We start from the raw sequence: 26,567 nt of genomic DNA on the forward strand, positions 1-26,567 counted from the left end.
CCCGACGAGCGTCGCCGGAGGGATTCCGGCGACGCTCGTGGCGTCAGTGCACGGTGAACGTGCCGGTCAGCGCCGCTTCGGTGACCCCGGGACAGGTTTGTTCGGTGGTCACGGTGTTGTCGTCGGTGGCGGAGTGCCCGGCGAGCGTGCCGGAGTCGATGGTGATCGGGAAGGTGGCCGGGCCACCACCTTTGGACTTGGTCTGGTTGCCCGCGGCTTTGCTGCTGGTGGTGCTCGTGCTGCCGTCGGACCAGGTGATGGTGCCCGTGCCCTCGTGCACGGTCACCTTCCCCTCGCAGGAGGCCACCTCGGTGCCCTGCTCCGCCATGCTCACGGGGTACGGCCCACCCTCGTCGACGGCGGACCCCGCGCAGTCGGTGAACTCGGTGGTGGCCGACCACTCGACGCGGGTCGGCTTCTCCCCCAGCCCGTCGCCCGCCCAGGAGACGGTGCCGTTCTGGGTGCAGGTGATGATCGGCTCCGCCTGGTTCGCACCGGGTGGCGCGGCGATGCCCGGTGCGGCGAACGGGACGAGCCCGATCGACGCGGTGGCGAGAACAACGGCTCCGGTCAGACGATATCGGGTGAACATTCGTCTCCTCTGTCGTTCCTGCTGGGCTGATGAACGCCCGAGACAGTACTTCGCCGCCGCTCGGCTCCCACCTCACCACCCTCCCCGGGTCCACACCGAGTCGAACCCGCAACAACACCGTTGCCGACCGGAACCTGTCGGTGCCCGGCGCTATTCTGCGCGCATGAAGCCGTGGGAGTACGAATTCGCCGCCGAGGTCTGGCAGGCACCAGGCGCCACCTGGCATTTCGTCGCGGTCCCCGAGCCGGTCGCCGACGATATCGCCGACCGGCATCCCCGCACCGGACCCGGTTTCGGCGCCGTCCCGGTCACGGCCTCTGTCGGCGCGACCACCTGGTCGACATCGGTGTTCCCGGACAAGAAGCGCGGCACATACATCCTGCCCATGAAGAAGCCGGTCCTGCAGGCCGAAGAGCTGGCCGAGGGCGATACCGCACACGTGCGGCTGCGCACCGGCCGGTAAGCGAGCGCATCACGCCGGACGCGAGCGCGTCCCGCGCACGATGACACCAACCACCGTGCGCACATACGACTCGCTGAACCCTTCACCGCGCAGCACGAGATGCGTCCACAACGAACCCGCGAGCAGGTCGACGACGACCGCCGGATCGAGTCCGGCCGGGATCTCACCCCGTGCGGCGGCGCGGTCGAAGATCACCTGCTCGCGTTCGAGCCGATCGCTGAAGAAGCGATGCCCCACCGAGGCGAGCTCGGGGCGTGAGGCCGACGCGGACAGGACCGCTGTGACGATGGGCGAGGTGTCCTCGGCGGTCAGCAGCCGGCCGATCTCGAGCCCGAGCGCGGTGAGGTCACCTTCGAAGGTGCCGGTGTCGGGAATCGAAATGCGCAGGGGCGCGGCAACAGTCAGCGCCGCGGCGAGCAGCGCGTCTTTCGACGGCCACCAGCGGTAGAGCGTCGTCTTGTTGACACCGGACCGTCGGGCGACCGCCTCCATCGTCAGGTCGTCGTAGCCGTCCCGGGCCAGCAACTCCAGAGCACAGAGGTAGATGGTTTCGGCTTTTCGCGGGCCCGAGGTCGTCACCCGCCCAACAATACAACGCAACGTTGCGTTGCATCGTCAGCAGAGGTACCTTTGCAACGCAACGTTGCGTTGTATTACCTGAGGAGGGGTAGCTATGCCGGACCGTCTACCGGTGGTTTTCGTCCATGGAATTCGGATGAGCGGGGCGGCCTGGACGTTGGTCGCCGACCGCGCCGGCCGGGTGCGCCCTGTCACCGCTGTCGACCTGCCCGGCCACGGGCGCAGACGCGGCGAACGGTTCACCGTCGCCGGGTCCGCCGAAACGGTCTGCGAGGCAATAGATTCCCTCGGCGGCCGCGCCCTAGTCGTCGGACATTCGCTGGGTGGGTACGTCGGTATCGCCACTGCGGAAATGGCTCCGGCGAAGGTGGCGGGGCTCGTGGTCGCGGGTTCGACGTGCGTGCCCACGCGAACTCTGATGACACCGTTCACTGTGATGCATCGAGTGCTCTCGCGGCAGCCCGACGGTGGCCAACGGGCGAGTTCACGCGTGTTCGACCGGGTCCTTCCACCAGCCATCGCCCGCGCCGTCGAGACCGCGGGTATCGCGACCGAGGTCATCCCCGATGTCGTCGACGAACTGAGCGGCTTCGACGTGCTCGCCGCCCTCGGCTCCTATGCGGGGCCGATATCCCTGGTCAACGGCCGCCACGATCACTTCCGCGTGCAGGAGCGCCGGTTCCTGCGGCAGTGCCGCGACGGCCGCCTGATCGTCGTCGCCGGCGCCGGACACTATCTGCCCCTGATCCATCCGGAACGGTTCACCGAACTCGTACTCGAGGCCGCGACAGCAGCCGAGGCAGCCTCCTATCGGTAAGCCCGGCTTACCGCTGCGGCGAGAAGATCGTCGTTGTTCCGGGCTGTTCGCGGCGTCAAGCTGGTGCGATACAGCCCGAGGTTAGGAAAATTGGATGCTTCGACACGACGAATTCGATCGGACCGGCGGTGGCACGATGCTGGTCGCCGACCGGTGTGCGCCGGATCTGCGCCACGCGGCGTGCGAGGTGCGCGACGTGCTGAACCGGATCGGCGACAAGTGGTCGGTGTTGGTGATCACGGAGCTGATCGGTGGGGCACGACGCTTTCTGCAACTGCACCGGAGCGTGCCCGGCATCTCCCAGCGCATGCTCACGGTGACCCTGCGCCGACTCGAACGCGACGGCCTGGTGGCCCGCCGGATCTATCCGACGGTGCCGGTGCAGGTGGAGTACACCCTGACACCGGTCGGACGCAGCTTGCTCACGGTGCTCGACGTGGTCGCCGAATGGTCGGTGCGCCACCGCGCCGAGGTGATGTCGGCGCGGGCCCGCTGGGACATCACCGTCGACGCCTGAGCGGCTTCAGGCGAGAGCTTTGAGGACCGCGGCGGCCAGTGGAGCCGACGAGGCGGGGTTCTGACCGGTGAACAGGTTGCGGTCGGTGACAACGTGCGGCGCCCACGGTTCGCCCGAGGTGTAGTCGGCACCGAGCGCGACGAGACGGTCCTCGAGCAACCATTTCGCCTTGTCAGCGAGGCCTGCCTGGGATTCTTCGGCGTTGCTGAAGCCGGTGAGGCGGTACCCGGCGAACGGCGAGACGCCCGCGTCGCCGGTGGTGGCCAGCAGCGCGGCGGGTGCGTGGCAGACGACCGCCAGGGGCTTGCCGGAGGCGAGGGCGGCGTTGAGGAGCGCGCCCGAATCCTTGTTCACCGCAAGGTCTTCCATCGGGCCGTGGCCGCCCGGATAGTAGACGGCATCGAATTCGGCCAGGTCGACATCTTCCAGTCGCACCGGATCGTGCAGCTCCTTGGCGCCCTCGATCACCTCCCTGACGCGCTGCGCACCGGCGGCGCCGCCGTTGACCTCCGCCTCGAGGCTGCCCGTGTCGACGGGCGGTACGACACCACCCGGGGTGGCGACCACGATCTGGTGGCCCGCCCCCGTGAAGGCCTCGTAGGGTGCCACGAATTCCTCGGCCCAGTAGCCGGTGGGGTGCTCGGTGCCGTCGGCCAGGGTCCAGTGATCCGCGCCGGTCATCACGAACAGAAATTTAGCCATCGAAGCTCCTTCGGGCTCAGTGGGGAGACCGCCTGTCGAACGGTTCCGCCACCCGAAGGTAGGCCGGGCCGCATCCGATGACCAATAGGCTTGCCGATATCGGACATCGAAATATCGATGGGTCGCTCAGCGGGCCGGGAAGCGCAGGATCCGATCGTCGCCGTCGCGGAGGTCGCCGCGGCCGTCGGTGTTGGAGGTGGTGAGCCAGAGGGCGCCGTCGGGGGCGACCGCGACTGTGCGCAGGCGGCCGTAGGTGTCGCGCAGGTAGTCGCGGGGCGCGGTCAGGTCTGCACCGGAAAGGGTTGCTGTCCAGAGTCTTTCGCCGCGCAGGGCGGCGACGTAGAGGGTGTCGCCTGCGATGGCGATACCCGATGGTGAGGCCTCGTCGGTCGACCACGTGAGCAACGGATCGGTGAAACCCCGGTCGGCGCCGCCCCCGCCTTCGACGTCGGGCCACCCGTAGTCGCGGCCGGGTTCGATGCGGTTGATCTCGTCGAGGCGGTTCTGCCCGAACTCCGCCGCGTACAGCGTGCCGGTCCGGTCCCAGGCCAAGCCCTGCACATTGCGGTGCCCCGTGCTCAGCACCGGTGAACCGGGCGTGGGATTTCCCGGCGCGGGCGCACCCTCGGCTGTCAGCCGCAGAATCTTGCCGTTCGGACTGCCGGGATCCTGCGACCGCGACGGCTGCCCGGCATCCCCGGTGCCGACATACAGCATTCCGTCGGGCCCGAAGGCGATGCGCCCGCCATTGTGGTTGCCCGCCTTGGCGATTCCGCTGAACACCACCTCCACCGGTCCGCCCGGCCGGAATCGGACGATGCGATTGTCGTCGGACGCGGTGAAGTAGGCGTACACGTAGTCGTCGCGGACGGCGAGACCGAGCAGGCCGCCCTCCCCGCGCGCCACCACACCCGGCACCTCGAAGAACGGCTCAGGAGTGCGGCCCGGTACCACCCGCAGAATCCGCCCGGAGTCCCGTTCGGCCACCAATGCGGTGCCGTCGGGGAGGAAGGCCAGTCCCCACGGCACCTCGATTCCCTGCGCGACCACCTCGGGCACCCCGAGATCGGGTACGCCCTCGGACCGGCTCGGCGCGGTCGAAGGGGCGATCGGCGAGGTCGGCGCGCTCGCCTGCTCGTTCGCGCACACGACGCAACGACGACGACCGCCGCAAGGGCGACGACCAGCCCTCGTGCCACTGTCCTGACGCCCATCAGCCGGCGCTCCGTCCCGGTGGGCGTCCCTTCACCACCACCGGTATCGAGGATATCCGGTGGTCTCCCCGACGACGCCCGGTCAGCTGGCCCGTGATCCGAAACAGCCCTGATCATGCTGTGCGCCTATCGCTCTCGGGCTCGACGCTGGTCTTCGGCGACCCGGCGACGCTCTTGTTCGCGGTAGCCGTAGGTGGCTTTGCGTACGGTCACATCGTCTTCGAGGCCCGAGCCGACCGCGCCTGCCACCGTGCCGAGTACCGTCGCCATCAGGGCGATCGTCAGGTAGTCGGAGGGGCCGCACGGGCGGCCGAGAGTGCTGGTCAGGTAGTCCGGCGGGATGACGACGGCCACCGCCACCAGGGTGATCGAGTACAGCGCGAGGAAGAACACGATGGTGCCGACGGCGACGGTGCTCACGGTTCCCGCGTTGCGCAACGCCAGATACCGATCGTCCCGGCCGTCGATCCGTCGCTCCCACAGCCCGTGCCCGGCGATGATCCACGCCGACAAGGCAACCAGCGCCGACACCGTGATTCCCGTCAACCGCAGCGGCCCCATCGCCGTTGCCAGCAACCAGATCGAGGAGTACAGCACCCCGAATGCCGTTCCGGCCATCGCACCGGCCAGCGCCGACGACAACCCGACGACCAGCTGCCACGGCCGATTCGCGCGCACCATCCCCGCCAGCAGGAATAGCGAGCCGAACCGCACGGACCGCACCAATCGCATTTCGCCGCCCTGCTCCACCACTCGCAGCCCGCGCGCATTCGATCGCGTAAGCGCGGCCGAGCGACGCGAGCGCAGGGCTTCGACGATTCGCACCGCAAGGTTGCGCAACCGCTGCCGCAGCCGCATCCCACCGAGCGCGGGTAGCGAGATCAGGGCGACTTGATGCGCCGGGTCGATATCGGCGACCAGCACCGACCGCCCGTCGCGCAACGGCAGGTCGGTGACGCACAACGCCAGGTCCCAGGTGGTTTCCCGGACGTATTCGCGGGCCTTGTCGATCAGGTGGACGCTGTCGGGATACATCGCCTCGAACGGATCGTCGTTGACGAGCACCCGCCACTCGACCTGTTCGCCGACGACCCGGGCGAGTTCATCCGGCAGGTCGTCGCGCAGTGAGCGGGCGAGCCGCGTAGCCAGGTCGGGGTCGGCGAGTACACCGATCGTCACTTCCGTCATCCACCGGCCACCTGTCCTCGCCGTGCACATCTCACTGCTCGCGCGTTCCCTGAACCGCCGCCGGGAAACGACCGGTGATCGCCGGGTCGCGCCCTGTTTCGGACCGCCCGTTCCGGTTAGACGCCACCAATGAAGAATGTTTTCGTCCCCGGTCTGACCGAGTTGCAGCGAGCCGAGATCAGCACAGTCGAGATTCCCGGCGGCCTGCGCCTGCACGGACTGCTCGACTACGACTCGCTGGTCAAGGCCGAGGAGTTCGATTTCGACGAGTTGCTCGACCGGGCCCGCACCGAACTGGATGCCTTCGACGGCACGGTGGACGCCATCATCGCCCACTGGGATTTCCCCACGAGTGTGATCGTGCCCATCCTCGCCGCGGAACGCGGCCTGCCCGCACCGAGCCTCGAGAGCGTGCTGCGTTCGGAGCACAAACTGTGGAGCCGGATACTGCAACGCGAGTCGGTACCCGAATGCGTTCCGGATTTCTGCGCGTTCGACCCCTTCGACCCGAACGCCCTCGACAGCATCGATCTCGATTTCCCGTTCTGGGTGAAGCCGGTGAAGGCGCACTCCTCGCAACTGGGTTTCGAGGTACACGACCCCGAGGAATTCGCAACGGCGACCGAGACCATCCGCGCCGAGATCGGCCGCATCGCCGACCCGTTCGACCAGGCCCTCGCCCGGGTGACGGTGCCGGAGGACGTGCGCGTGGCCGGTGGCCGCACGTGTCTGGCCGAGCAGATCGTCACCGGAACCCAGGCAGCGCCGGAGGGGTCGATGGCCGCCGGTGAGTACCGGGTGCACGGCGTGTTCGACATGCGCAAGGACGCCACCGGGCACAGCTTCGCCCACCTGGACTACCCGGCGCGCACGGTGCCGGAGTCGGTGCGCGACACCATGATCGAGGTCAGCGAACGCTATCTGCGCCACGTCGGTTACGACAACGGCTGCTTCAACTCCGAGTTCATGTGGGACGCCGACACCGGGAAGTTGTGGTTGATCGAGATCAACACGCGCATCTCGCAGTCGCACAGCGACCTGTTCGTCAAGGTCGACGGCACCTCCAACCACGCTGTCGCCATCGACGTCGCACTCGGGCGCACCCCCGAAATGCCGCACCGCAAGGGGCGTTTCGCCGTCGCCGCGCAATGCATGGTGCCGCGCTACGAGGACGGTGTCGTCACCCGCGTGCCCGACGAGTCGCAGATCGAGGCCCTGCGCCGCAGGTTCCCCGACACGGTGGTGAACATCGATGTGGCCCCGGGTGAGCGGCTCTCGGAGCTGCCCAACCAGGACCCCTACCGCTACAAACTGGCCACCCTCTATCTCGGCGCCGCCGACCACGACGAGTTGGAGCAGCGCTACCAGGACTGTCTCGAGGCACTGCCGTTCGAATTCGAGGAGGTCGATTGAGTGCACACGGTCGAGTCGTTCCCGTACGAGGTGCGGGTCACCGAGAACGTTTTCATCCCGATGCGCGACGGCGCCCGGCTGGCGGCCCGCATCTGGCGGCCGGTCACCGAGGAACCGCTGCCCGCGGTGTTCGAATACATCCCGTACCGCAAGCGGGACCTGACCCGCGGCCGTGACGCGCTGAACCACCCCTATCTCGCGGGCCACGGGTACGTGTCGGTGCGGGTGGACCTGCGCGGCAGCGGCGACTCCGACGGTGTGCTCCACGACGAGTACCTGCCCGCCGAGCACGACGACGCCTGCGACGTCATCGCGTGGCTGGCCGAACAACCCTGGTGCGACGGCAATGTCGGCATGATGGGCATCTCGTGGGGTGGTTTCAACAGCCTCCAGGTCGCCGCGCACCGGCCACCCGCGCTCAAAGCCGTCGTCAGCGCGTCGGCGACGGAGGATCTCTACGTCGACAACATGCACTACATGGGCGGGTGCCTGTTGTCGGACAACCTGTCCGAGGCGACGGTGATGTTCGCCTTCAACAGCCTCCCGCCGGACCCGGCGATCGTCGGTGACCGGTGGCGCGAGATGTGGCACGAACGTCTCTCGGGCAGCGGGTTGTGGATCGAGCAGTGGCTGGAACACCAACGCCGCGACGACTATTGGAAGCGCGCCTCGGTGAACGAGGACTACAGCGCTGTGCAGTGTCCGGTGCTCGCCGTCGGCGGCTGGGCCGACGGGTACACCAATGCGATCTTCCGCCTGCTCGAGCACCTCGATGTGCCGCGCCTGGGGTTGATCGGCCCGTGGGGGCACAAGTATCCGCATCTGGGTGTGCCCGGCCCGGCCATCGGGTTCCTGCAGGAGATGGTGCGGTGGTGGGACCACTGGCTCAAGGGCCGCGACACCGCCATCATGGACGAACCGATGCTGCGAGTGTGGTTGCAGGACAGCGTGTCCCCGCACCCGTCTTATGAGGACCGCCCCGGCCGCTGGGTGGGCGAGCCGAGCTGGCACTCACCGAACATCGAACCGCGCCGGTTCGTGCTCGGCCGCTACGCCCTCGGCGAGGAGCCGGCACCGACGCATCACGTGCACCTGCAGTCGCCGCTGAGTGTCGGCATGTTCGCGGGCAAGTGGGCGTCCTACGCCGCGACTCCGGACCTGCCGTCGGACCAGCGCGACGAGGACGGTGGCTCACTGGTGTTCGAGACCGAGACCCTCGACCAGCCGTGCGAGATCCTCGGCCTGCCGACCCTGGACCTCGAGGTCTCGGCGGACCGCCCGAACGCGATGCTGGCCGCCCGGCTCTCGGACGTGGCACCCAACGGCGAGGCGACCCGGGTCACCTACGGCCTGCTCAACCTCACCCACCGCGACGGCAGCGCCGAACCACGTCCGCTCGAGCCGGGGCGCACCTATCGGGTTCACCTGCCGCTCAACGGAATCGCGCATTCGTTCCCGCCCGGGCACCGGATCCGGCTCTCGGTGTCGTCGTCGTACTGGCCGTTGGCCTGGCCGTCGCCGGAACCGGTGATGCTCACGATCAATACCGGAACGAGCACGCTGACCCTTCCGCAACGCGCGCCGCGGGCCGAGGACGCGACCCTTCGCCCCTTCGGGGAACCGGAGGCCGCGCCACCCGCGCCCGCGACGCATGTCGAACCGGGACAACACCATTGGAAGGTCCAGCGCGATCTGGCCAGTGGGGTGTCGACCCTGGAGATCGAGAACGACCAGGGCACGATCGTGCTCGACGACATCGGGACCTCGGTGCGCCGCGCCACCACGGAATGGTTCAGCTTCCAGGACAACGACGTCACCTCCGTGCGCGGGCAGACCCGCACCGTGCGCCGCCTGGAACGCGACGACTGGCGAACCGAGGTGGTCACCGACACCGTATTACGGTGCACCGCCGACGAATTCGTCATCGACGCCCAGCTCGACGCCTACGAACTGGAGGACTCCCCCGCCGACCCGCGCTCGCTGCGCAACCGGGTGTACTCACAGAACTGGCACCGCCGGATACCCCGTGATCTGGTCTGAGCCCGTCAGTCCAAACAGAACTCGTTGCCCTCGGGATCGGCCATCACGATGAACCCGGCGCTCATGGGCGGTTCCGGCTCGAAACGCCGCAGGCGGGTGGCTCCGAGGGCGACCAGGCGCTCGCATTCGGCTTCCAGGGCGGTCATGCGCTGCTCGCCCTGGAGGCCGGGCGCGGCCCGCACGTCGAGGTGGACGCGATTCTTGGCGACCTTGTCCTCGGGCACCCGCTGGAAGAACACACGCGGGCCTTCCCCGTCGGGGTCCTCGATCGCCGAGCGCGAATTGCGGTCCTCGGCAGGCACTCCGATACGGGTGAGGAACTCGTCCCACGCGGCGAGCGGGTCGGCGCCCTCGGGAAGTTCTACACCGGGCGGGCCGGGGTGCACGTAACCGAGCACTTCGCGCCAGAAGATCGACAGCGCTCGTGGGTCGTGCGCGTCGAAGGTGATCTGTACGTGGCGGCTCATGGGCATCCTTCCAGGGTGGCTTTCGCCGACTCCGTGACCACATCGGCGATTTCGTGTCGCGAGCGTAGAGCACGCATCTGACGAAAAGCGCCGTTGCCGCGCTCGGCCAGGGCGGCGACCGCCCCTGTCACGAACTCGAGGTCGCCCGCCTCGCGCAACGCTGGGCCGATCCGTTCGATGAGCAGGGCGAGCAGTTCGCGATGCGGCAGCACCCGGCCCTCGATCGGGTCGAGCCCGTCACCGAAGAAGCCGGAGTGCGCGGCGTTCCAATACGCCGCGCGCAGCACCTCGCTCGGCACCGCCGTGGCGGGTTCGTCGCGGGCGATCGCGTCCAATCCGGTGCTCACGATCCCCCGGATCAGCGCGGCGAGCAAAGCCGATTCCTCGGCCGTTGCGGGCACGTCGCTCACCCGGACCTCCACGGTGGGAAAGGATTCCGACAGTCGGATGTCCCAATACACCATCTTGTTGTCGAGGATGCTTCCGCTGGCGAGCATCATCGCCACGATCGCCTCGTACTCGTCCAGGGAAGAGAAATACGGTGGCGGTCCCGCGCTCGGCCAGCGCCGCCACAGAATGCTGCGCCAGCTCGCGTACCCGGTCTCGCGGCCACGATAGATCGCCGAATTCGCGGTGAGCGAGAGCAGCACCGGCAACCACGGACGCACGTGGTTGCTCACCTGCACCGCCGTCGCCCGGTCGGGCACCCCGACGTGCACATGGCACCCGCACAGCCCCTGCTCGTGGGCGATCATGCCGAAGGTGTGGGCGATGCGCTGGTAGCGCGGCGTATCGGTGACCGGGTACCCCTCGGGGACCGTCGGCGGCACGGCGACCGCGAGCAGGGAGGCGTCGTGCTGTGCGGCGCATTCGGCGACCCGCCGGCGCGAGGTGCGCAGTTCGGTGAGCAGCTCACCGATGTCGGTGTGTACGCCGGTGCTGGTCTCCACCTGACAGCTGGTCAGCTCGAGCTGTAGATCGATGCCTGCCTTCTCGGCGGTGGCGGCGACCTCGGTGTTCTTCGGTGCGGGCGCGCCGCTGACGGGGTCGGTGAGCAGGAACTCCTCTTCGACTCCGACAGTCGGTACCTGTGCGGGCCTACCCACGGCGATCCTCCTCCACCGGCGTGAACGAGCGTGCTGGGACGATACCCGCAGGTGAGTGAGCCAAACAACAGATACTTTGTGCACTAACTGTTCATGGGCTAACCTGGCTGCGTGACCGAGATCGACGACCCGCTGCGGCTGGATCGGCAGGTGTGTTTCGCCCTCGCCGTGGCCAACCGCTCGGTCCTTGCCGTCTACCGCCCGCTGCTCGAGCCGATGGGCCTGACCCATCCGCAGTACCTGGTGATGCTCGCGCTCTGGGGCCAGACGCCGATGTCGGTCAAAGCCGTCGCCGATGCCGTCCAGCTCGATTCGGCCACGCTGTCACCGCTGCTCAAACGGCTCGAGTCCGCCGGGCTCCTCACCCGCCGCCGCGACCCCAACAACGAGCGAACCCTGCTGATCGACCTCACCGCGGCGGGACGCGCGCTGCGTACCGAGGCCGAACGCATTCCGCCCGCAGTGGTGGAACGACTCGGCGTGAGCCTGGCCGAACTGGAAGAACTGCGCGATGTGCTGGGCCGGGTGAACACGGCCGCACGCCGCGCCGAGGAATCGAGGCAGAACCGATGACCACCCCGAACCTCTGGCAGCGCCTGCGCTACATCGGCGGTGCCACCTTGCCGCCGTCGATGTCGGACTGGGTGCTCGCCGACCTCACCGGCCCCGGCGCGACGCGACGATATCTGCTGCGCATACTGGTTCCGGTGCTGCCGCTGCTGTGCCTGTTCCTGTTGACGCCGGGGCCGCTGTGGATCGGGTTGTCGATGATGGCGCTGCTGTATCTGCCGCTGATCTACTTCACCGTCGCGCTGGTGTACGTCTACCGCAGGCACCGGCTGGTCAGCCACGGGTTCGATCCCGAACTCGCCTTCGCAGCGCAACGTCGTCGCGCCGATGCCGACCGGGCCGCCTACGAGCAGCGCCATCGTCCCTGAATCACACTGCGGCCCCGTCGCTGTGCCGCGTCCGACTACTTCGGAACCAGCGCACCCGTGAGATCGGCCTCCTTGATGGGCGTATCCGGGTTCGCCTGGGCACTGCACATCAGGTCGATCGCGCCGATCGACAGGTCGATGGTGTTCTGATCGATCTGCGCGTCCTCGCCCCGTTCCTGCTCGAGGAACTTGGTGACGGTGGTGCGCTTCTTTTCCGTGTCCTGCGCGGTGAATTCACTGCACGGGGTGTCCCCACCCTTGTTGACCGCCTTCTCCGCCTCGGCACACCCTGCCGCCAGCGTGCCGAGCGCGGCCACGGCGAGCGCCGTGGCGCAGGCCTTCCTCCGTAGCGTCATCGTTCGCCTTTCCTTCGCACAGGGCCCGGCAATCCGGGCCTCGTTGCCCGCTTTACCCGAATTCGGCCGGTCGAATACGACGACGGCTCGCCCGGGCGCGGCGTGCGTGACGGCCGGTGCGCCTGCGGGAGTGCGACAATCGGCGGAGAGTTCCGCCTGTACACAGTTCCATTCGGATGGCTTGGCCGTGACCGTTCACGGTCGGCCCGCGAGGCACTCGTCTCGCCGCGGAGAGGATCGGACCGATGCATGAGGGTGGCGCGACAACCGACCGGCCGGACCTGCCGGACGGCGACTCCGCGAGTAATGGGCAGGTCGTCCGCATCGCGTCGGTAGCGGCGCTCGGCGGTTTGCTCTTCGGCTACGACAGCGCCGTGATCAACGGCGCCGTCGCCGCGATTCAGGACGAATTCGACGTCGCCGACGCAGCGCTCGGCTTCGCCGTCGCCTCGGCACTGCTCGGCGCCGCCGCCGGTGCCATGACGGCGGGCCGCATCGCCGACCGCATCGGCCGCATCAAGGTCATGAAGATCGCCGCCCTGCTGTTCCTGATCAGCGCGATCGGCACGGCTTTCGCCCCCGACCTGTGGGTCCTGGTACTCGGCCGTGTCATCGGCGGGCTCGGCGTCGGCGTGGCCTCGGTGATCGCGCCCGCCTACATCGCCGAGACCTCCCCCGCCAACATTCGCGGCCGGCTCGGATCGCTGCAACAGCTCGCGATCGTCCTCGGTATCTTCTTGTCCCTGCTGGTCGACTACGTCCTGGCGCATCTGGCGGGCGGCGCGGGCGAGCAGCTGTGGTTCGGGCTCGAAGCCTGGCGGTGGATGTTCCTGTCGATGGCGGTTCCGGCCGTGGTCTACGGCCTGCTCGCCTCGACGATCCCGGAATCGCCGCGCTTCCTCGTGGCGACCCATCGGATTCCCGAAGCACGAAGCGTGCTGTCGACGCTGTTCGGCCAGCGCAACCTCGAGGTGACCATCGGCCGCATCGAGCACAGCCTCGAGGGTGAGACCAAACCGTCGTGGCGCGATCTGAAGAATCCCGCGGGCAAGATCTACCCGATCGTCTGGATCGGCCTGATGCTCTCGGTGTTCCAGCAGGCGGTCGGCATCAACGTGATCTTCTACTACTCGAACGTGCTGTGGGAAGCGGTGGGTTTCGAGGAGTCCAGTTCGTTCCAGATCAGTGTGTTCACCTCGGTGGTCAATATCGCCACAACCATCGTGGCGATCATGCTGGTCGACAAGGTCGGGCGCAGACCGCTGCTGCTCACCGGTTCCATCGGCATGACCATCACCCTGGCCACCATGGCGGTGTGTTTCGGGACCGCGCCGCAGGTGCCCAATGCCGAGGGGGTGCTCGAACCGCACCTGACCGGTGTTCCCGGTGTCCTCGCGCTCGTCGCGGCCAATCTGTTCGTGGTGTTCTTCGGGATGAGCTGGGGTCCGGTGGTCTGGGTGCTGCTGGGCGAGATGTTCCCCAATCGCATTCGCGGAGCGGCCCTCTCGCTCGCCGCCGCCGGTCAGTGGGCGGCCAACTGGGCGATCACGGTGAGCTTCCCCAGCCTGAAGACGTTCTCACTGGGTTTCGCCTACGGCATGTACGCGGTGTTCGCGCTGCTGTCGCTGCTGTTCGTCGCCAGGTTCGTGCCCGAGACCAAGGGCAAATCGCTCGAGGACATGGACGAGGCCACCGGCTACCAGCATCCGACCGCGACCGCCTGATCCGCACCTTCGATACCATCCCGGAGGGCCGCCATGAACCCGTGGACCGTTGTCGAGAACGAATGGGACCCGCACCGCGCCAATTACTTCGAGACCATCTTCACCGTCGGTAACGGCCGCCTCGGTACCAGGGGCTCGCTCGAGGAACGGCATACCGGCTCGCTGCCCGGCACATTTCTGGCCGGGGTGTACGACGCCTTCGACGCGCCGGTCGTCGACCTGGTGAACGCGCCGGACTGGCTGGTCACCGAGGTGTTCGCCGACGGAACCCGGCTCGACACCGAATCGGCGGCGGTGCTCAGCCATCACCGCGAGCTCGACCTACGCCGCGGAGTCCTCACCCGCGAGACCGAATTCGCGCTGCCCGACGGTGCGCGATTCGTGCTGCGCACCGAACGTTTCGCGAGTATGGCCGATCGCGATCTGTGCTGCCTGCGGGTTCGGGTGACCGCCCTGGATCGCGCGGCCACGGTGATGATCCGCACCGGAATCGACGGGCACCGGCGCAACCGCGAGCGACTGCCCACCTACCGTGAGGACACCGAGTTCGGGTACGATCGCAAGTGGGACAAGTGGGCGCTGTCCACCCACTTCCGTTCCACCGGAACCGGATTCGCCGAGGGCATGGGAATGCTCGAATGCCGGACGATCGACAGCGGTGTCGACCTGGCCTACGCGTTGCGCACCGACCTGCCGACCACACCGCAACGCCGCGTCGAGGTGCGCAGTCACGAGTCGATCGCGGTCGAAGTGGACTTCGCCGTGACGGCGGGCGAGACGGTCGGCGTCGACAAATTCGTCGGCGTCGCCACCAGTCGCGATCCGGAAGCCGCTGCGGCACCGGGCGATCGGGCGCGAGCGACCGTCGCGCGGGTCACCGATTTCGACCAGGCGAGCACCGCGAACGCGGCGGCGTGGGAACGGTTGTGGGCCGAATCGGACTGCGAGGTGGTCGGCGACGACCGCGTCACCCAGGCATTGCGCTTCGCCGTCTATCACCTGCTCATCGCCGCCAACCCCGACGACCCCACGGTGAGCATCGGCGCCAAATCCCTGTCCGGCGAAGGGTATCGCGGCCACGTCTTCTGGGACACCGAGATCATGCTGCTGCCGTTCTACCTGTTCACCCAGCCGCGGGCGGCTCGTGCCCTGCTCGGTTACCGCCACCACACCCTGCCCGGCGCCCGTGCGGTCGCCGCCGACAACGGCGCCACCGGTGCCCGCTTTCCGTGGGAATCGGCCGACACGGGCCGCGAGGAATGCCCGCAGTACACCCACGACGGCTCGGGCCGCTTCTACACCAGGGAGGAGGAACTGCACGTCACCGCCGATGTCGCCTACGCCGTCATCCGCTACACCGAGGTCACCGGTGACGACATGTACCTGTTCACCGAGGGTGCGCCGATCCTGTTCGAGACCGCCCGCTACTGGGTACAGCGATGCGAACCCGAAGGCGACGCGCTGGTGCTGCGAACGGTGATGGGGCCGGACGAATTCCATTCCCACGTCGACAACAACGCCTTCACCAACCGGCTGGTGCGCTGGCACCTGGAACAGGCTGCGGCGGTCTATCGGCGGATGGCCGCCGAACAGCCGGAACTGCTTGCCGCCCACGCCGAACCGTTGGCGTTGTCGGCGGCGGAAGCCGAGCAGTGGGTCGATGCGGCCCGGCGTATCCGCGTGCCGGTCGACCCCGACTGCGGGGTGATCGAGCAGTTCGACGGCTATTTCGAGCGCACTGTCGTCCCCATCACCGAATGGGACGACAACGACATGCCGCGATACCCGGCGGGTTTCGACCACTTCAACTGTGAGGACACGTCACTGCTCAAACAGCCCGACGTGGTGATGCTCATGCATCTGCTGCCCGAGGAGTACTCGCTCGAGACACGCAGGCAGAACTACTTGTTCTACGAGGCGCGCACACTGCACAAGTCGTCGCTGAGCCCCTCCATCCATGCCATCGTCGGCTTGCGGGTGGGCGAGGCGGACACGGCCGAAAGGTATTTCGGCCGTTCGGCATTCGTCGATCTCGACGACAATCAGGGCAATACCGAAGAGGGCATACACATCGCGTCGGCGGCGGGCACCTGGCAGGTCGCCACGCACGGGTTCGGCGGGTTCCAGGCCACCCGCGACGGATTACGGTTCGCCCCCGCGCTGCCCTCGTCGTGGCAGCGGTTGCGGTTCTCGGTGCACTGGCGCGGGCGAGTGGTGCGCGCCGACCTCGGCCACCACGACGCCCGGTTCGAGCTGATCGGCGACGGACCCGCCGAGACCATCAGCGTGTGGGGAGATCCCGTGCAGGTGTGGCCGGGAGAGGTCGTCGAGGTGCGTGCGCCCGAAAGCGTCGCCTCATGACCGAGCGGGTGGCCGTACAGCAGGCCGCCGCCGTGCTGTTCGACCTGGACGGGGTACTGACCGATACCGCTGCCGTGCACCGCCGCGCGTGGACCACGCTGTTCACCGAGTTCCTGCCACCACAGGTCGCGCCGTTCACCGATGACGACTACTACAACCTCGTCGACGGCAAACCACGGATCGACGGTGTGCGAGCGGTGCTGTCCTCGCGCGGGTTGCGACTACCCGACGGCACCGTCGACGACGTGCCCGAGGCAGCCACCGTGCACGGCCTCGGCAACCGGAAGAACGGGCGATTCACCGAGATCGTGCACCGCGACGGGGTCGACGTGTTCGACGGCTCGCTGCGTCTGGTCAATGCTCTTGCGGCGCTCCGGATTCCGATGGGAGTGGTGTCCAGTTCGCGCAACGCGGTGCTGGTGCTCGACACCGCCGGACTGCTCGACAGATTCGCGGTGATCGTCGACGGCGCCGTCGCCGAGCGTGACGGGCTCGCGGGCAAGCCCGATCCGGCGATGTTCCTCGCCGCCGCCCGAGCACTGGGTGTCGAGCCCACCGAGACGATCGTCATCGAGGACGCGGTATCGGGCGTCGAGGCAGGTCGTCGAGGCGGTTTCCGGGTGATCGGGGTCGATCGCGGCACGGGCCCGGCCGCCCTGCGTGCGGCGGGCGCCGATGTGGTGATCGGTGATCTGGCCGACCTTCTCACCTAGCCCTGTTTGCGTTCGGTGGCCCCGGGTAGACGCCCCGTGGGTCCCAAGGATGGCCCATCGATCACCTGTGGTCGAGCGTTCTGTCCGGAAGGAATGCCATGAGCTTGGCAGACAAGGCGAAGAACAAGGCCGAAGAGCTGGCCGGCAAGGCCAAGGAAGCGACCGGCAAGGCCACCGACGACCGCGATCTGCAGAACGAGGGCCGCGGCGACCAGGCCAAGTCCAACCTGAAGGATGCCGGCGAGAAGGTCAAGGACGCTTTCCGCGACTGATCCGGCTCCCCGTTTCGCACTGTGGCCCCCAGCTGACAAGCGGGGGCCACAGTTGTATTCCTTGACAGGAATATTCTTCATGGTGAATACTTCTGGTCATGGAAGAGATCGCAGCCGCACTCGGCGACAGCGCACGGTGGCGCATCGTCGAACTCCTCGCGCAGCGGCCCCGGTCGGTCGGCGAACTCGCCACCCACACCGGGTTGCGTCAGCCGCAGACGACCAAGCACCTCCAAACGCTCGCCAAGGCGGGTCTCGTCTCGGTGTTCCCACTGGGGCAGCGGCGGGTCTACGCCGTGGAACCCGGCCCGTTGCGGGAGCTCGACAATCGGTTGCGCGCGATGCTCGCGACCATCGAGGAGCACGCCGACGAGCGGGATGTGGTGGAGCGCTATCTGGCCGCTATCGAAGCCGAAACCGCCGCAGCACAGCATGATCGGTGGGCCGACGGTCGCAGCTTCACCTTCGAGCGGACGTTCGGGATCGCGCCCGAGGTGCTGTGGCGGCACTGGGTGGATCCGGATTTGCTCGCCCAGTGGTGGGTGCCGCCGTCGATGACCGTCACCGACTGCCGGATCGAGCCGTTTGCCGGTGGGCGGGTGGTGCTCGACTACCGCGACGACGACGGCGGGCGTTATCGGTCGGCCGGACGAGTCGTCGAGGCCGACGAATCTCACCGCCTCGCCTTCGACCTGTCGGTACTCGACGCGACAGGCGAAGTCTCCTTCACCGGCCACTACACCCTCACCTTCGAGCACGACGGGTCAGGGACCCGATTCCGGCTCGACCTCGTCGTCGCCGAAACCACGGTGGCGGCAGCCTCTTTCATCGCCGGTATCGAAACCGGCTGGTCCCAGGTCCTAGACAACCTCGACAGGAAAACCCGATCATGAGCACTCGCCGCGTCACCACCAACATCAGCCTCACCCTCGACGGCCGCTACCACGGACCGGCCGGCCCGGCCGATCTCGGCGCCATCGTCACTTACGCGAGCACCGAAACCGCCCGCGACTACCTCAGCGGAATTCACGTCGACGCCACAACCGCGGTTCTCGGGCGCGGCAACGCCGAGGGATTCCTCGGCTACTGGCCGACCGTCGCCGCCGACGAGAACGCCGACCCGCGCGACCGCGCCTACGCGAAGTGGCTCGTCGACGTGGACAAGGTGGTGCTGTCGAGCACGCTCACCGAATCACCCTGGGAGCGAACGCGCGTCGTGAACGCGCCCGCCGCCGAGGTGATCACCGAATTGAAGAGCTCCGGCACCGGCGACATCCTGGTCAACACCAGTCCGACGATCGTGGCCGATCTGCTCGCCGCCGATCTGATCGACCGTCTGCATCTGATGATCGTTCCCGAGATCGCCGGGGGCGGCGCGCTGTTCTTCACCGACGGGCTGCCGGCTTCCCGGTGGACACTGACCAGCCACACCGCCGGTACTTCCGGCGAGCTCGCCCTCGTGTACGACCGCGCACGCTGAACCGACCGCTACGGCCGCGGCGCCACGTCACCGAGCGCGCTGAGCACGAACTCGTTCACCGGGTCCGTGCGTTCCAGATGGACCAGGTGCCCCGCACCGGGAACCTGCACTACCGCACGGAGATCGGTCACATTGGCGCGCAGCGTGGCCAGCGGGTCGCGGCCGCTGAAACCCTCCATGTCGGGGTCGTTCTCGCCGTAGAGGAAGTAGGTCGGGACGGTGACGGGACGGCCGGCCAGCGACTCGGTGAGGTGCCAGTTGCGGTCGAGGTTGCGATACCAGTTGAGTCCGCCGGTGAACCCGGTGCGCTCGAATTCGGTGGCCAGCGTGTCGAATTCGGACTCACTGAGCCAGGACCACGGCAGGTCGGGGGCTTTCGGCAGGACATCGAGATAGCCGAGCCCCGGCGGGTTCTTCCAGGTGTCGAGGTAGTGGTAGTCCCCGGAGAGCGAGTAGTACACCCTGGCCAGGAATTCACGGGGACGCTCGGCGAGTTCGGCGTCGGCCCGACCGGGTTCCTGGAAATAGGACAGGTGCAGGAAGTGGCGCTGAGCGGCCTTGGTCCAGAAATCGGACGGCGGGCGGGGCGGGCGCGGCGCGAAGGGATTGTTCAGCACCACCGCGGCGGCCACCCGTTCGGGCGCACGCAACGACAACTCCCACACCAGCTGGGCACCGAAGTCGAGGCCGACGAAAACCGCCTGCCGCGCGCCGATGTCGTCGAGCAGGGCGAGCAGATCGCCGATCACGGCGGCATTCGTGTACGCCTCCACGTCGTCGGGCGCCTGCGTGCGTCCGTAGCCGCGCAGATCGGGCGCGATCGCGTGGAAGCCCGCCTCGGCGACGGCCGCGAGCTGGCGGTGCCAGATATAGCCGGTGTGTGGGAAGCCGTGACAGAACACCACCGGATACCCCTGCCCCTGCTCGGTCACATGTAGCCGGACGTCGCCGGCGTCCAGGAATCGATGCCGAAGTTCCACCAGCGCCTCCAAGAATCTAGAACGTGTTCCTATTTCAAGGTAGTGTCCCGAGGCCATGAGCGGAACACCCAAGATTCTCGGCGGACGGGTCGCGGTAGTGACCGGAGCCAGCCGCGGCATCGGCAAAGGCATTGCCCAGGAACTCGGCGCGGCGGGGGCGACGGTGTACGTCACCGGCCGCACGACCACCGCGGGCAGACTCCCCGGCACCGTGCACGACACCGCCGCCGAGGTGACCGCCCTCGGCGGGCTCGGCGTGGCGGTGGTCTGCGATCATCGCGACGACGGGGCGGTCGAGGAACTGTTCACGCGGGTGCGCGCCGAACAGGGGCGCCTCGACGTGCTGGTGAACAATGTCTACAACTCCCCCGCCGCCGCCCGCTGGCTCGGCCGCAAATTCTGGGAGGTGCCGCCTGCGGCCTGGGACGAGACCTTCGACATCGGCGTCCGATCCCATTACGCGGCAAGCGTTTTCGCCGCGCCACTGCTGATCGAGTCGAAGGGTTTGATCGTCAACGTCTCCTCCCCCGGTTCGCAGCGCTACCTGCACAACGCGGTGTACGGGGTCGCCAAGACCGCCCTCGACCGGCTCACCGCCGACCTCGCCCACGATCTCGACGGCACCGCGACCACCGCGGTATCCCTCTGGCCCGGCATCGTGAATACCGAACTGCTGCAAATGGTTCCCGCCGACGACCAGGGCCGCCGCCTGGTGACCTTGCCCGGCGAGGGAACCTTCGACCTGAACGCCGCCGAAACACCGCGGTTTCCCGGCCGGGCCGTAGTCGCCCTCGCCGCCGACCCCGACCGGCTCGCGCGCACCGGAAAGGCGTGGAAGGTCGCCGATCTGGCCGAGGAGTACGGATTCACCGACCTCGACGGCCGCATTCCCCGCAGCGACCCCTAGCCTCTCCACGCGCGCAGTTTCTCCGGATTCCGCATGACCCAGATCCGGCTGATCCGGTCGTCGACGATGTCGAACGAGTAGACCGAGATGACCTTCCCGTCGGCCTCGGCGACCAGACCGAGCTGCCCGTTCACCATGCGCTCCACCAGCACCACCGTCGACAACCGCGTGCCGATGTGGATCCACGTCGTCGCGATCTCACTGCTGCCCACCAGCGGCTCCAGGAAGGCGGGGACCAGCCCGCCGCTGTCCGCCGTCGCGACCGCGGCCGGGTCGAGCAACCCGACGAGCCCCTCGATATCGCCCGCCTCCCAGGCCCGTTTGAAATTCCGCACCACCTCGGCGCGTGCGGTTTCGGGTGGGCGCGGCGAGGTGTCGATGCGACGGCGGGCGCTCGAGGCGAGCTGACGGCACGCGGCCGGAGTGCGCCCCACCACCTCGGCTATTTCGGCGAAGGAGTAGCGGAACACGTCGTGCAACACGAAGGCCACCCGCTCGGCGGGGGTCATGGAGTCGAGCACGACGAGGAAGGCCATGCTGATCGACTCGTCGAGCGTCACCCGGTCGGCGGGGTCGGGCGCCGCGGTACCGCCGAAGAAGTCGGAGCGGCCGGGGACGGGTTCCGGAATCCATTCGCCCACATAGCGTTCCCGGCGGGCGCGGGCGGAGCCGAGCAGGTCGAGACAGATGCGTCCCGCCACTGTCGTCAACCAGGCGCCGGGCGTGGTCACCTCGGCGCGACGCTGTTCGCTCATCGCGTACCAGCGCGCATAGGTCTCCTGTACCACGTCCTCGGCCTCGGCCAGCGATCCGAGCAGCCGGTACGCGAGATTGAGCAACTGGCGGCGCTCACTCATCACCTCGGACAGGTGGGGGTCGGTCATGATCGGCTCCTCGCGGTCGGTTCCCTCACCATGACCGACGAAACAGCGACCCGATCTGTGAGGGCCTGACATTTCCGGTGTCCGCGTCGTCGGAAGGGCATGATCAGAATCGGCATCATTCTCGGCAGCACTCGATCCAACCGCAACGGAGTCCAGGTCGCCCGGTGGGTACTGGATTCGGCGTCGCGACGCGGCGACGCCGAATTCGAGCTCGTCGACCTGCGCGACCACCCGCTCCCGCACTTCGACGAGACGTCGCCCCCGATGTTCGGCCCGTCGGAGAACGAACACACCCGCGCCTGGGCTGCCCGGATCGCGCCGTTCGACGGGTTCGTCATCGTCACCCCCGAGTACAACGGCGGCATCCCCGGCGTCCTGAAGAACGCCCTCGACCACGCCTTCGCGGAATGGACCGACAAGACCGTCGCCTTCGTCGGGTACGGCGTCAACGGCGGCGCCCGCTCGGTGGTGCAGTTGCGCACCGTGTGCGGGACGCTGGGGATGGCCGACATCGGCCATTCGGTCTCGATCGGCGTACTCACCGATTTCGAGAACGCCACGACCTTCGTCGCGCGCGAGCACCACGACCTCGCGTTGCGCAAGACGCTGGAACAGCTCGTCGCTTGGACAACAGCCCTGGCGCCGCTGCGGCGGCCTGCCGACGAAACCGCCGAGATCCGCGCACAGATCGACCGGCTGGTCGAGTGCCTGCGGCACAAGGACCTCGACGGTATCGGCGCGCTCTACACCGACGACGCTGTCTCGTTCGATATCGAGCCGCCCCTGCAACACCGGGGCAGGGCTGCGAAGCTGGAGAACTGGGCGCGAGTGTTCCAGGTGTTCGACACCCTGAGCTACGAGTTCCGCGACCTGACCTTCACGACCGGCACCGACGTGGCGTACGGGCACGGTTTCGGCAGGCTGCGCGGCACGCTGCGCGACGGCACTGTCACCGACGGCATGTGGGTGCGCGCAACGCTGTGCCTGCGCAAGGTGAGTGGCAGCTGGTTGATCGCCCACGACCAGGTCTCGGTGCCGCTCGATATCCCGAGCGGTAAGGCGCTCACCGACCTGGAACCCTGACGGCTCAGCCGCCGGCCGCGGCGCGGCTCCTGCCGACGGCCAGGTCCGACAGCCGGTCGAGGGTTTCGCGGTTGCGTGGGGTCAGCAGCAACTCCTGCGCGGCGCGTGGGACGAGCTTGCCCGGCCCACGCACCGCCAGTTCCCCCATCCGCACCTCGGTGGTGGCCGGGGCGACCTCGCGTAGCTCGAAGCGGATGACGGCCGCACCCATCGGCCACAACCGCGCGTCGAGTTCCAGGGTGTGCGGTGCCTCCGATGCCCGCACCTCGGTGGTGTCCTCGATGACGAGCGGCCACGGCCCCACGCTGTGGTGGATGCGGGTGCCGACCGCGGGCCAGCCCTTGTCGACGCGGCGGATGTGCGAGGCGCCCACCACCCACCCCGAATACGACCACCCGTCGGCGAGCACCGCGAAGACGTCGTCCACTCCGGCGGGCACGGTGAGTTGCACCCAGATCATGTCGTCGTGCACGGCTCCTCCTACACGCTGTCGACGAGGGCGTCGTGCCCGGCGCGGCGGGCACAATTGGCGCAACAGAAGACGGTCTGTCCGGCCTCGACCCCGTGGCCGAGAACCCGGCATCCGCAGTGCGCGCAGTCCGGGGCGAGCTTCGATGCCGCGCATTCGATGCTGTCGAATGTCCAGCTCTGCCCGTCGCGGCTCACGGTGAACGCGCGAGCGTAGTCGTTGCCACACGTCTCACAGACGGCCATGCTTCACCTCTTTCGAATCGGTGGACAGCGGGCGCTTACCCGGTGTCGCCGAACCGAACCGACCTTCTGGTTGAAATCCCGCGAAACGGATATTCGCCAGTCACAGAGTTTCTGTGCCCGAACCGGTGAAGGTGGGTGGTCGACATGTCCGGACACAAGTCGAACAAGGCGACGATGCCGTCGGACATCTCCGACCACAAACCCTTCTTCGACCGTTTCGCCACGGCAGCAAGCAATTTCGCGTCCAAGGCGTGGTTCTTCGCGGCCTGTCTCACGCTGGTCCTGGTCTGGGCACCCTCGGTCTTCCTGTTCCCCAGCATCGACACCTGGCAACTGGTGATCAACACGGTGACGACCATCGTCACGTTCCTACTCGTGGCGTTGCTGCAGAACACCCAGGCCCGCAATGACGACGCCACCCAGCACAAGCTCAACGCGCTCGCCGCGGGCCTCGCGGCGCTCATGGGTGAGCTGAGCAACGAGTATCCGGCGCTGGGCAGGGAACGCGAGGAACTGTCCGATGCCGTGGGGCTGGAGGATCGCGAGAGCAGCGAATAGCTCAGTCCGTCTGCGGCCCGTTCCGATAGACGAGCGGCTGGATCACCCACAGCCCGAGGAACGTGATCGAGGCCACCACCCCGGCGATGATGCCCGCAGCCGTCCCGGCGACCACGTCGAAGATCAGCACCGCGATGCCGGTGAGCGCGACCCCGAGCAGGGCGATACCGGCCAGCGCGAGCCGGTGCGCGCCGGTGACCAGGGCATCGAGGCGGTGCCTGCGGAACAGCAGCCGGTGCAGCGCCACCGGGGCGACCAGCAGGGCGGTCGCGGTGATCGACGCGGTGACGACGACGAGATACACCACCCGTAGTTCTGTGCTCAAGGCGTCGAAATGGGACTGGAACGGCAAGGTCAGCAGGATGCCTGTGAGCACTTGCACACCGGTTTGCAGCACCCGCAGCTCCTGCAGCAAGGAGGCCCAGTTGCGGTCGAGACGCTGAATGGTGTTCTCGCCACGCACCCGCCGATTCCATTCGGCGTCATCGTCGTCCATCACCACTCCTCGTCGCCCGGGCCGCTGCCCTCTTCGCGCGCATACCCGGCACACACCGCCCGAATCCCGCCACGACCGGCGTACCCGTGATTGAACGGCCTACGGCCGGGTAGTGCGACGGTGTGGTCGAGAACAACGGCCACATGCCAGAAGACCAGACGACACGAGGAGGGCATCCATGCCTGACCCGAACAACCCTGGACAGTTCGGCAACCGAAACGACACCCAGGAGCAGGCGGCCCGTGGCGGCCATGCCAGCAGCGGCAGCTTCGGCGATCGCAATTCCGCCGACCCGCGCGAGGCAGGCCGCAAGGGCGCCCAGGCGCAGCCCACCGAGGCCAAGCGCGAGGGCGGTCAGCACAGCCACGGCGGCCGCTGACTCTCTGCTACCGACCCCGGGCCTGGCACGATGCCGGGCCCGGGGTGTCCCCGGCGAAAGGTGGTGGCCTGATGACCGCCGAGATCTCGGACCTGCTGCAGACGCTGACCCGTGTGGTCAACACCCTGCACGACAACGGCATTCGCTTCGCGGTGGCCGGTGGCTGCGCGGTGTACGCGCACGGCGGTCCGGCCAGCGATCACGATGTGGACATCTTCCTCCGTGCCGAGGACGCCTATGCCGCACGGGACGCGTTGGCGGCCAAGGGCTTACGGCCCGTCGACCCGCCGGAGAACTGGCTGACCAAGGTCTATGACGGGGAGATCCTCGTCGACCTGATCTTCCGCACCAACCATCGCACCGTCGACGACGAGCTGCTCGACCGTGCCGAGTCGATGTCGGTCGGCCCGGCGACCGCACCGGTGCTGCCCGCCACCGACGTGCTGGTCGACAAACTCATGGTGCTCGACGCGCACCGTCTCGATTTCACCCGCCTGCTCGAGGTCGCCCGCGCCCTGCGCGAGCAGATCGACTGGGGCCGGGTGCACCGCGACACGGCCGAATCGCCTTACGCGCGGGCATTTCTGGGACTGCTCGACGACCTCGGTGTCTACCACGTGCCACCCGTGCCTGCCGCCGAGCCACCGCAGTACGTGGTCGCCAACCTGCGCCGCGCCTTCGCCGAGGATCCACGGACCGCGACGATGAGTGTGCACGTGACGCTGCGTTCCGATGTCGTCGTACTCACCGGCGAGGTCGCCGACGAACAGAGCAGGCAGGCGCTGGAGGCGGTGCTGCACGAGCGGATCGGTGACCTGCGGGTCCACAACGACGTGCGGGTGCGCAGACTCGCCGAACCGGCCGAACCGGAAGTGCTGAGGTGAGCGGGATGCGAGTAGCGGCGGTAGGCGATGTGCATCTCGGCGCGGATTCGCGTGGTCGGTGCAGGCCGGTGTTCGAACGGCTGCCCGAGCACGCGGATGTGTTGCTGCTCGCCGGTGACCTCACCCGCCTGGGCACCATCGAAGAGGCGGAGGTGGTGGCGAGCGAGTTCGGCGATCTCGACGTCCCGGTCGTGGCGGTGCTCGGCAATCACGACTATCACAGCGACCGCGAGCAGGAGATGAGCGCGCTGCTGTCCGCGCACGGCATCACCGTGCTCGAGGGCACCTCGACGGTGCTCACCATCGGTGAACGCACGCTCGGCATCGCCGGAACCAAGGGTTTCGGCGGCGGGTTCGCAGGCAAGTGCGCGAGCGCGTTCGGCGAACCGCAGATGCGCGAGTTCGCGACCCACACAGTCGAGCTCGCCGAACAGCTCCACACGGCGCTGAGCAGGCTCGACACCGACGTGACCATCGCGCTCACCCACTACTCGCCCGTGTCGGACACCCTGCACGGCGAGCCGCCGGAGATCTACCCGTTCCTCGGCTCCTACCTGCTCGGGGAGGCGATCGATGCGTGCGGCGCCGACCTGGCGGTCCACGGTCACGCCCACGCGGGCACCGAACGCGGCACCACCCCGGGCGGAATCCGGGTGCGCAATGTCGCCCAGCCGGTGATCGGCACCGAATACGCCGTCTACGACCTGGCGCCCGCCACGTCGTCGGCATACATCTGAAGG

At 68.0% G+C, this 26,567-nt stretch carries 32 protein-coding genes; 19 read left to right on the top strand and 13 right to left on the bottom strand.

Annotated elements, in window-relative coordinates; translation table 11 throughout:
• Positions 1–43: 43 nt before the first annotated feature.
• Positions 44–592, bottom strand: a complete 549-nt coding sequence (locus tag NCO8_RS14715) for a hypothetical protein (RefSeq protein WP_067639790.1) — start codon at positions 590–592, stop codon at positions 44–46.
• A 163-nt stretch (positions 593–755) separates the two neighbouring features.
• On the opposite strand from NCO8_RS14715, the gene NCO8_RS14720 reads away from it, so the two are divergent.
• Positions 756–1,055 (top strand): DUF1905 domain-containing protein, encoded by a 300-nt coding sequence (locus tag NCO8_RS14720; protein WP_067639792.1) that lies wholly within the window; start codon positions 756–758, stop codon positions 1,053–1,055.
• A gap of 9 nt (positions 1,056–1,064) precedes the next feature.
• On the opposite strand, the gene NCO8_RS14725 is transcribed toward NCO8_RS14720, so the two are convergent.
• Complete coding sequence (locus tag NCO8_RS14725; protein ID WP_210739981.1) at positions 1,065–1,634, bottom strand: TetR/AcrR family transcriptional regulator; 570 nt, start codon at positions 1,632–1,634, stop codon at positions 1,065–1,067.
• Between the two features lie 94 nt (positions 1,635–1,728).
• On the opposite strand from NCO8_RS14725, the gene NCO8_RS14730 reads away from it, so the two are divergent.
• Positions 1,729–2,451 carry an alpha/beta fold hydrolase gene (locus tag NCO8_RS14730; protein WP_067639794.1) on the top strand — a complete coding sequence of 241 codons (723 nt, stop codon included), beginning with the start codon at positions 1,729–1,731 and terminating at the stop codon, positions 2,449–2,451.
• A 94-nt stretch (positions 2,452–2,545) separates the two neighbouring features.
• A complete protein-coding gene (locus NCO8_RS14735) occupies positions 2,546–2,968 on the top strand; it encodes a winged helix-turn-helix transcriptional regulator (protein WP_245655360.1) in 423 nt (140 codons plus the stop codon).
• A 6-nt stretch (positions 2,969–2,974) separates the two neighbouring features.
• Here the strand turns inward: NCO8_RS14735 and NCO8_RS14740 are convergent, their stop codons facing one another.
• The 3 genes from NCO8_RS14740 to NCO8_RS14750 all read right to left on the bottom strand — a co-directional run bounded on the left by NCO8_RS14740 (position 2,975) and on the right by NCO8_RS14750 (position 6,072).
• The gene (locus tag NCO8_RS14740) at positions 2,975–3,670 is read right to left on the bottom strand and encodes a type 1 glutamine amidotransferase domain-containing protein (RefSeq protein ID WP_067639796.1); all 696 of its coding nucleotides are present in this window, start codon (positions 3,668–3,670) and stop codon (positions 2,975–2,977) included.
• Between the two features lie 126 nt (positions 3,671–3,796).
• Positions 3,797–4,819, bottom strand: coding sequence for a PQQ-dependent sugar dehydrogenase (locus NCO8_RS14745; RefSeq protein ID WP_084457091.1), 1,023 nt, complete (start codon positions 4,817–4,819; stop codon positions 3,797–3,799).
• Positions 4,820–5,010: 191 nt separating this feature from the next.
• Positions 5,011–6,072 carry a hypothetical protein gene (locus tag NCO8_RS14750; RefSeq protein ID WP_084457093.1) on the bottom strand — a complete coding sequence of 354 codons (1,062 nt, stop codon included), beginning with the start codon at positions 6,070–6,072 and terminating at the stop codon, positions 5,011–5,013.
• 129 nt (positions 6,073–6,201) lie between these two features.
• Between NCO8_RS14750 and NCO8_RS14755 the strand changes: the two genes are divergently transcribed.
• Both NCO8_RS14755 and NCO8_RS14760 read left to right on the top strand, forming a co-directional pair.
• On the top strand, positions 6,202–7,485 hold the full coding sequence (locus tag NCO8_RS14755) for an ATP-grasp domain-containing protein (RefSeq protein WP_067639800.1): 1,284 nt from the start codon (positions 6,202–6,204) through the stop codon (positions 7,483–7,485).
• Positions 7,486–9,525: a CocE/NonD family hydrolase gene (locus NCO8_RS14760; protein WP_067639802.1), complete on the top strand. Its 2,040-nt coding sequence runs from the start codon at positions 7,486–7,488 to the stop codon at positions 9,523–9,525. It abuts the gene before it with no gap.
• 5 nt (positions 9,526–9,530) lie between these two features.
• Here NCO8_RS14760 and NCO8_RS14765 read toward each other — a convergent pair whose 3' ends face one another.
• Both NCO8_RS14765 and NCO8_RS14770 read right to left on the bottom strand, forming a co-directional pair.
• A complete protein-coding gene (locus tag NCO8_RS14765) occupies positions 9,531–9,992 on the bottom strand; it encodes a VOC family protein (RefSeq protein ID WP_067639804.1) in 462 nt (153 codons plus the stop codon).
• Positions 9,989–11,098, bottom strand: coding sequence for a glutamate--cysteine ligase 2 (locus NCO8_RS14770; protein ID WP_067639806.1), 1,110 nt, complete (start codon positions 11,096–11,098; stop codon positions 9,989–9,991). The genes NCO8_RS14765 and NCO8_RS14770 overlap by 4 nt, the downstream gene beginning before the upstream one ends.
• Before the next feature lie 111 nt (positions 11,099–11,209).
• Here NCO8_RS14770 and NCO8_RS14775 point away from each other — a divergent pair, with 111 nt between their 5' ends.
• Entirely contained in the window at positions 11,210–11,671 is a 462-nt protein-coding gene (locus NCO8_RS14775) for a MarR family winged helix-turn-helix transcriptional regulator (protein WP_067639808.1), read from the top strand.
• Positions 11,668–12,036, top strand: a complete 369-nt coding sequence (locus NCO8_RS14780) for a DUF5313 family protein (RefSeq protein ID WP_067639812.1) — start codon at positions 11,668–11,670, stop codon at positions 12,034–12,036. The genes NCO8_RS14775 and NCO8_RS14780 overlap by 4 nt, the downstream gene beginning before the upstream one ends.
• A 35-nt stretch (positions 12,037–12,071) precedes the next feature.
• Here the strand turns inward: NCO8_RS14780 and NCO8_RS14785 are convergent, their stop codons facing one another.
• Complete coding sequence (locus NCO8_RS14785; RefSeq protein ID WP_067494023.1) at positions 12,072–12,392, bottom strand: hypothetical protein; 321 nt, start codon at positions 12,390–12,392, stop codon at positions 12,072–12,074.
• A gap of 245 nt (positions 12,393–12,637) precedes the next feature.
• Between NCO8_RS14785 and NCO8_RS14790 the strand changes: the two genes are divergently transcribed.
• The 6 genes from NCO8_RS14790 to NCO8_RS14815 all read left to right on the top strand — a co-directional run bounded on the left by NCO8_RS14790 (position 12,638) and on the right by NCO8_RS14815 (position 18,942).
• Positions 12,638–14,116, top strand: coding sequence for a sugar porter family MFS transporter (locus NCO8_RS14790; RefSeq protein ID WP_067494021.1), 1,479 nt, complete (start codon positions 12,638–12,640; stop codon positions 14,114–14,116).
• Positions 14,117–14,149: 33 nt separating this feature from the next.
• On the top strand, positions 14,150–16,477 hold the full coding sequence (locus tag NCO8_RS14795) for a glycoside hydrolase family 65 protein (RefSeq protein WP_084457095.1): 2,328 nt from the start codon (positions 14,150–14,152) through the stop codon (positions 16,475–16,477).
• Positions 16,474–17,190, top strand: a complete 717-nt coding sequence (locus NCO8_RS14800) for an HAD family hydrolase (protein ID WP_067639815.1) — start codon at positions 16,474–16,476, stop codon at positions 17,188–17,190. Before NCO8_RS14795 ends, NCO8_RS14800 begins: the two co-directional genes overlap by 4 nt.
• Positions 17,191–17,288: 98 nt before the next feature.
• Positions 17,289–17,462 carry a CsbD family protein gene (locus NCO8_RS14805; protein WP_067494014.1) on the top strand — a complete coding sequence of 58 codons (174 nt, stop codon included), beginning with the start codon at positions 17,289–17,291 and terminating at the stop codon, positions 17,460–17,462.
• 98 nt (positions 17,463–17,560) lie between these two features.
• On the top strand, positions 17,561–18,355 hold the full coding sequence (locus NCO8_RS14810) for a metalloregulator ArsR/SmtB family transcription factor (RefSeq protein ID WP_067639816.1): 795 nt from the start codon (positions 17,561–17,563) through the stop codon (positions 18,353–18,355).
• Entirely contained in the window at positions 18,352–18,942 is a 591-nt protein-coding gene (locus NCO8_RS14815) for a dihydrofolate reductase family protein (protein ID WP_067639818.1), read from the top strand. Before NCO8_RS14810 ends, NCO8_RS14815 begins: the two co-directional genes overlap by 4 nt.
• Positions 18,943–18,950: 8 nt before the next feature.
• Here the strand turns inward: NCO8_RS14815 and NCO8_RS14820 are convergent, their stop codons facing one another.
• Complete coding sequence (locus tag NCO8_RS14820) at positions 18,951–19,925, bottom strand: alpha/beta fold hydrolase (RefSeq protein ID WP_247606902.1); 975 nt, start codon at positions 19,923–19,925, stop codon at positions 18,951–18,953.
• A gap of 52 nt (positions 19,926–19,977) precedes the next feature.
• Here NCO8_RS14820 and NCO8_RS14825 point away from each other — a divergent pair, with 52 nt between their 5' ends.
• Complete coding sequence (locus NCO8_RS14825; RefSeq protein WP_067639822.1) at positions 19,978–20,829, top strand: SDR family NAD(P)-dependent oxidoreductase; 852 nt, start codon at positions 19,978–19,980, stop codon at positions 20,827–20,829.
• Here the strand turns inward: NCO8_RS14825 and sigJ are convergent.
• Entirely contained in the window at positions 20,826–21,713 is an 888-nt protein-coding gene (gene sigJ, locus NCO8_RS14830) for an RNA polymerase sigma factor SigJ (RefSeq protein ID WP_067639827.1), read from the bottom strand. The genes NCO8_RS14825 and sigJ overlap by 4 nt on opposite strands.
• A gap of 99 nt (positions 21,714–21,812) precedes the next feature.
• On the opposite strand from sigJ, the gene NCO8_RS14835 reads away from it, so the two are divergent.
• The gene (locus NCO8_RS14835; RefSeq protein ID WP_067639829.1) at positions 21,813–22,796 is read left to right on the top strand and encodes an NAD(P)H-dependent oxidoreductase; all 984 of its coding nucleotides are present in this window, start codon (positions 21,813–21,815) and stop codon (positions 22,794–22,796) included.
• Between the two features lie 4 nt (positions 22,797–22,800).
• Here NCO8_RS14835 and NCO8_RS14840 read toward each other — a convergent pair whose 3' ends face one another.
• Positions 22,801–23,256, bottom strand: a complete 456-nt coding sequence (locus NCO8_RS14840; RefSeq protein WP_067494425.1) for an SRPBCC family protein — start codon at positions 23,254–23,256, stop codon at positions 22,801–22,803.
• Between the two features lie 20 nt (positions 23,257–23,276).
• Positions 23,277–23,510 (bottom strand): metallothionein, encoded by a 234-nt coding sequence (locus tag NCO8_RS14845; RefSeq protein WP_067493989.1) that lies wholly within the window; start codon positions 23,508–23,510, stop codon positions 23,277–23,279.
• A gap of 144 nt (positions 23,511–23,654) precedes the next feature.
• Between NCO8_RS14845 and NCO8_RS14850 the strand changes: the two genes are divergently transcribed.
• Positions 23,655–24,068, top strand: a complete 414-nt coding sequence (locus NCO8_RS14850; protein ID WP_245655361.1) for a low affinity iron permease family protein — start codon at positions 23,655–23,657, stop codon at positions 24,066–24,068.
• A gap of 1 nt (position 24,069) precedes the next feature.
• Here the strand turns inward: NCO8_RS14850 and NCO8_RS14855 are convergent, their stop codons facing one another.
• Positions 24,070–24,564, bottom strand: a complete 495-nt coding sequence (locus NCO8_RS14855; RefSeq protein ID WP_067639831.1) for a DUF6328 family protein — start codon at positions 24,562–24,564, stop codon at positions 24,070–24,072.
• 178 nt (positions 24,565–24,742) lie between these two features.
• Here NCO8_RS14855 and NCO8_RS14860 point away from each other — a divergent pair, with 178 nt between their 5' ends.
• The 3 genes from NCO8_RS14860 to NCO8_RS14870 all read left to right on the top strand — a co-directional run bounded on the left by NCO8_RS14860 (position 24,743) and on the right by NCO8_RS14870 (position 26,564).
• Positions 24,743–24,943 carry a hypothetical protein gene (locus NCO8_RS14860; RefSeq protein WP_067493983.1) on the top strand — a complete coding sequence of 67 codons (201 nt, stop codon included), beginning with the start codon at positions 24,743–24,745 and terminating at the stop codon, positions 24,941–24,943.
• A 71-nt stretch (positions 24,944–25,014) separates the two neighbouring features.
• On the top strand, positions 25,015–25,827 hold the full coding sequence (locus tag NCO8_RS14865) for a nucleotidyltransferase (RefSeq protein ID WP_067640217.1): 813 nt from the start codon (positions 25,015–25,017) through the stop codon (positions 25,825–25,827).
• A gap of 5 nt (positions 25,828–25,832) precedes the next feature.
• Positions 25,833–26,564 (top strand): metallophosphoesterase family protein, encoded by a 732-nt coding sequence (locus NCO8_RS14870; RefSeq protein ID WP_067493979.1) that lies wholly within the window; start codon positions 25,833–25,835, stop codon positions 26,562–26,564.
• Positions 26,565–26,567: the final 3 nt, after the last annotated feature.

Origin of the sequence: Nocardia coubleae NBRC 108252 (assembly GCF_001612805.1) — a bacterium.
GTDB classification, from domain to species: Bacteria; Actinomycetota; Actinomycetes; order Mycobacteriales; family Mycobacteriaceae; genus Nocardia; species Nocardia coubleae.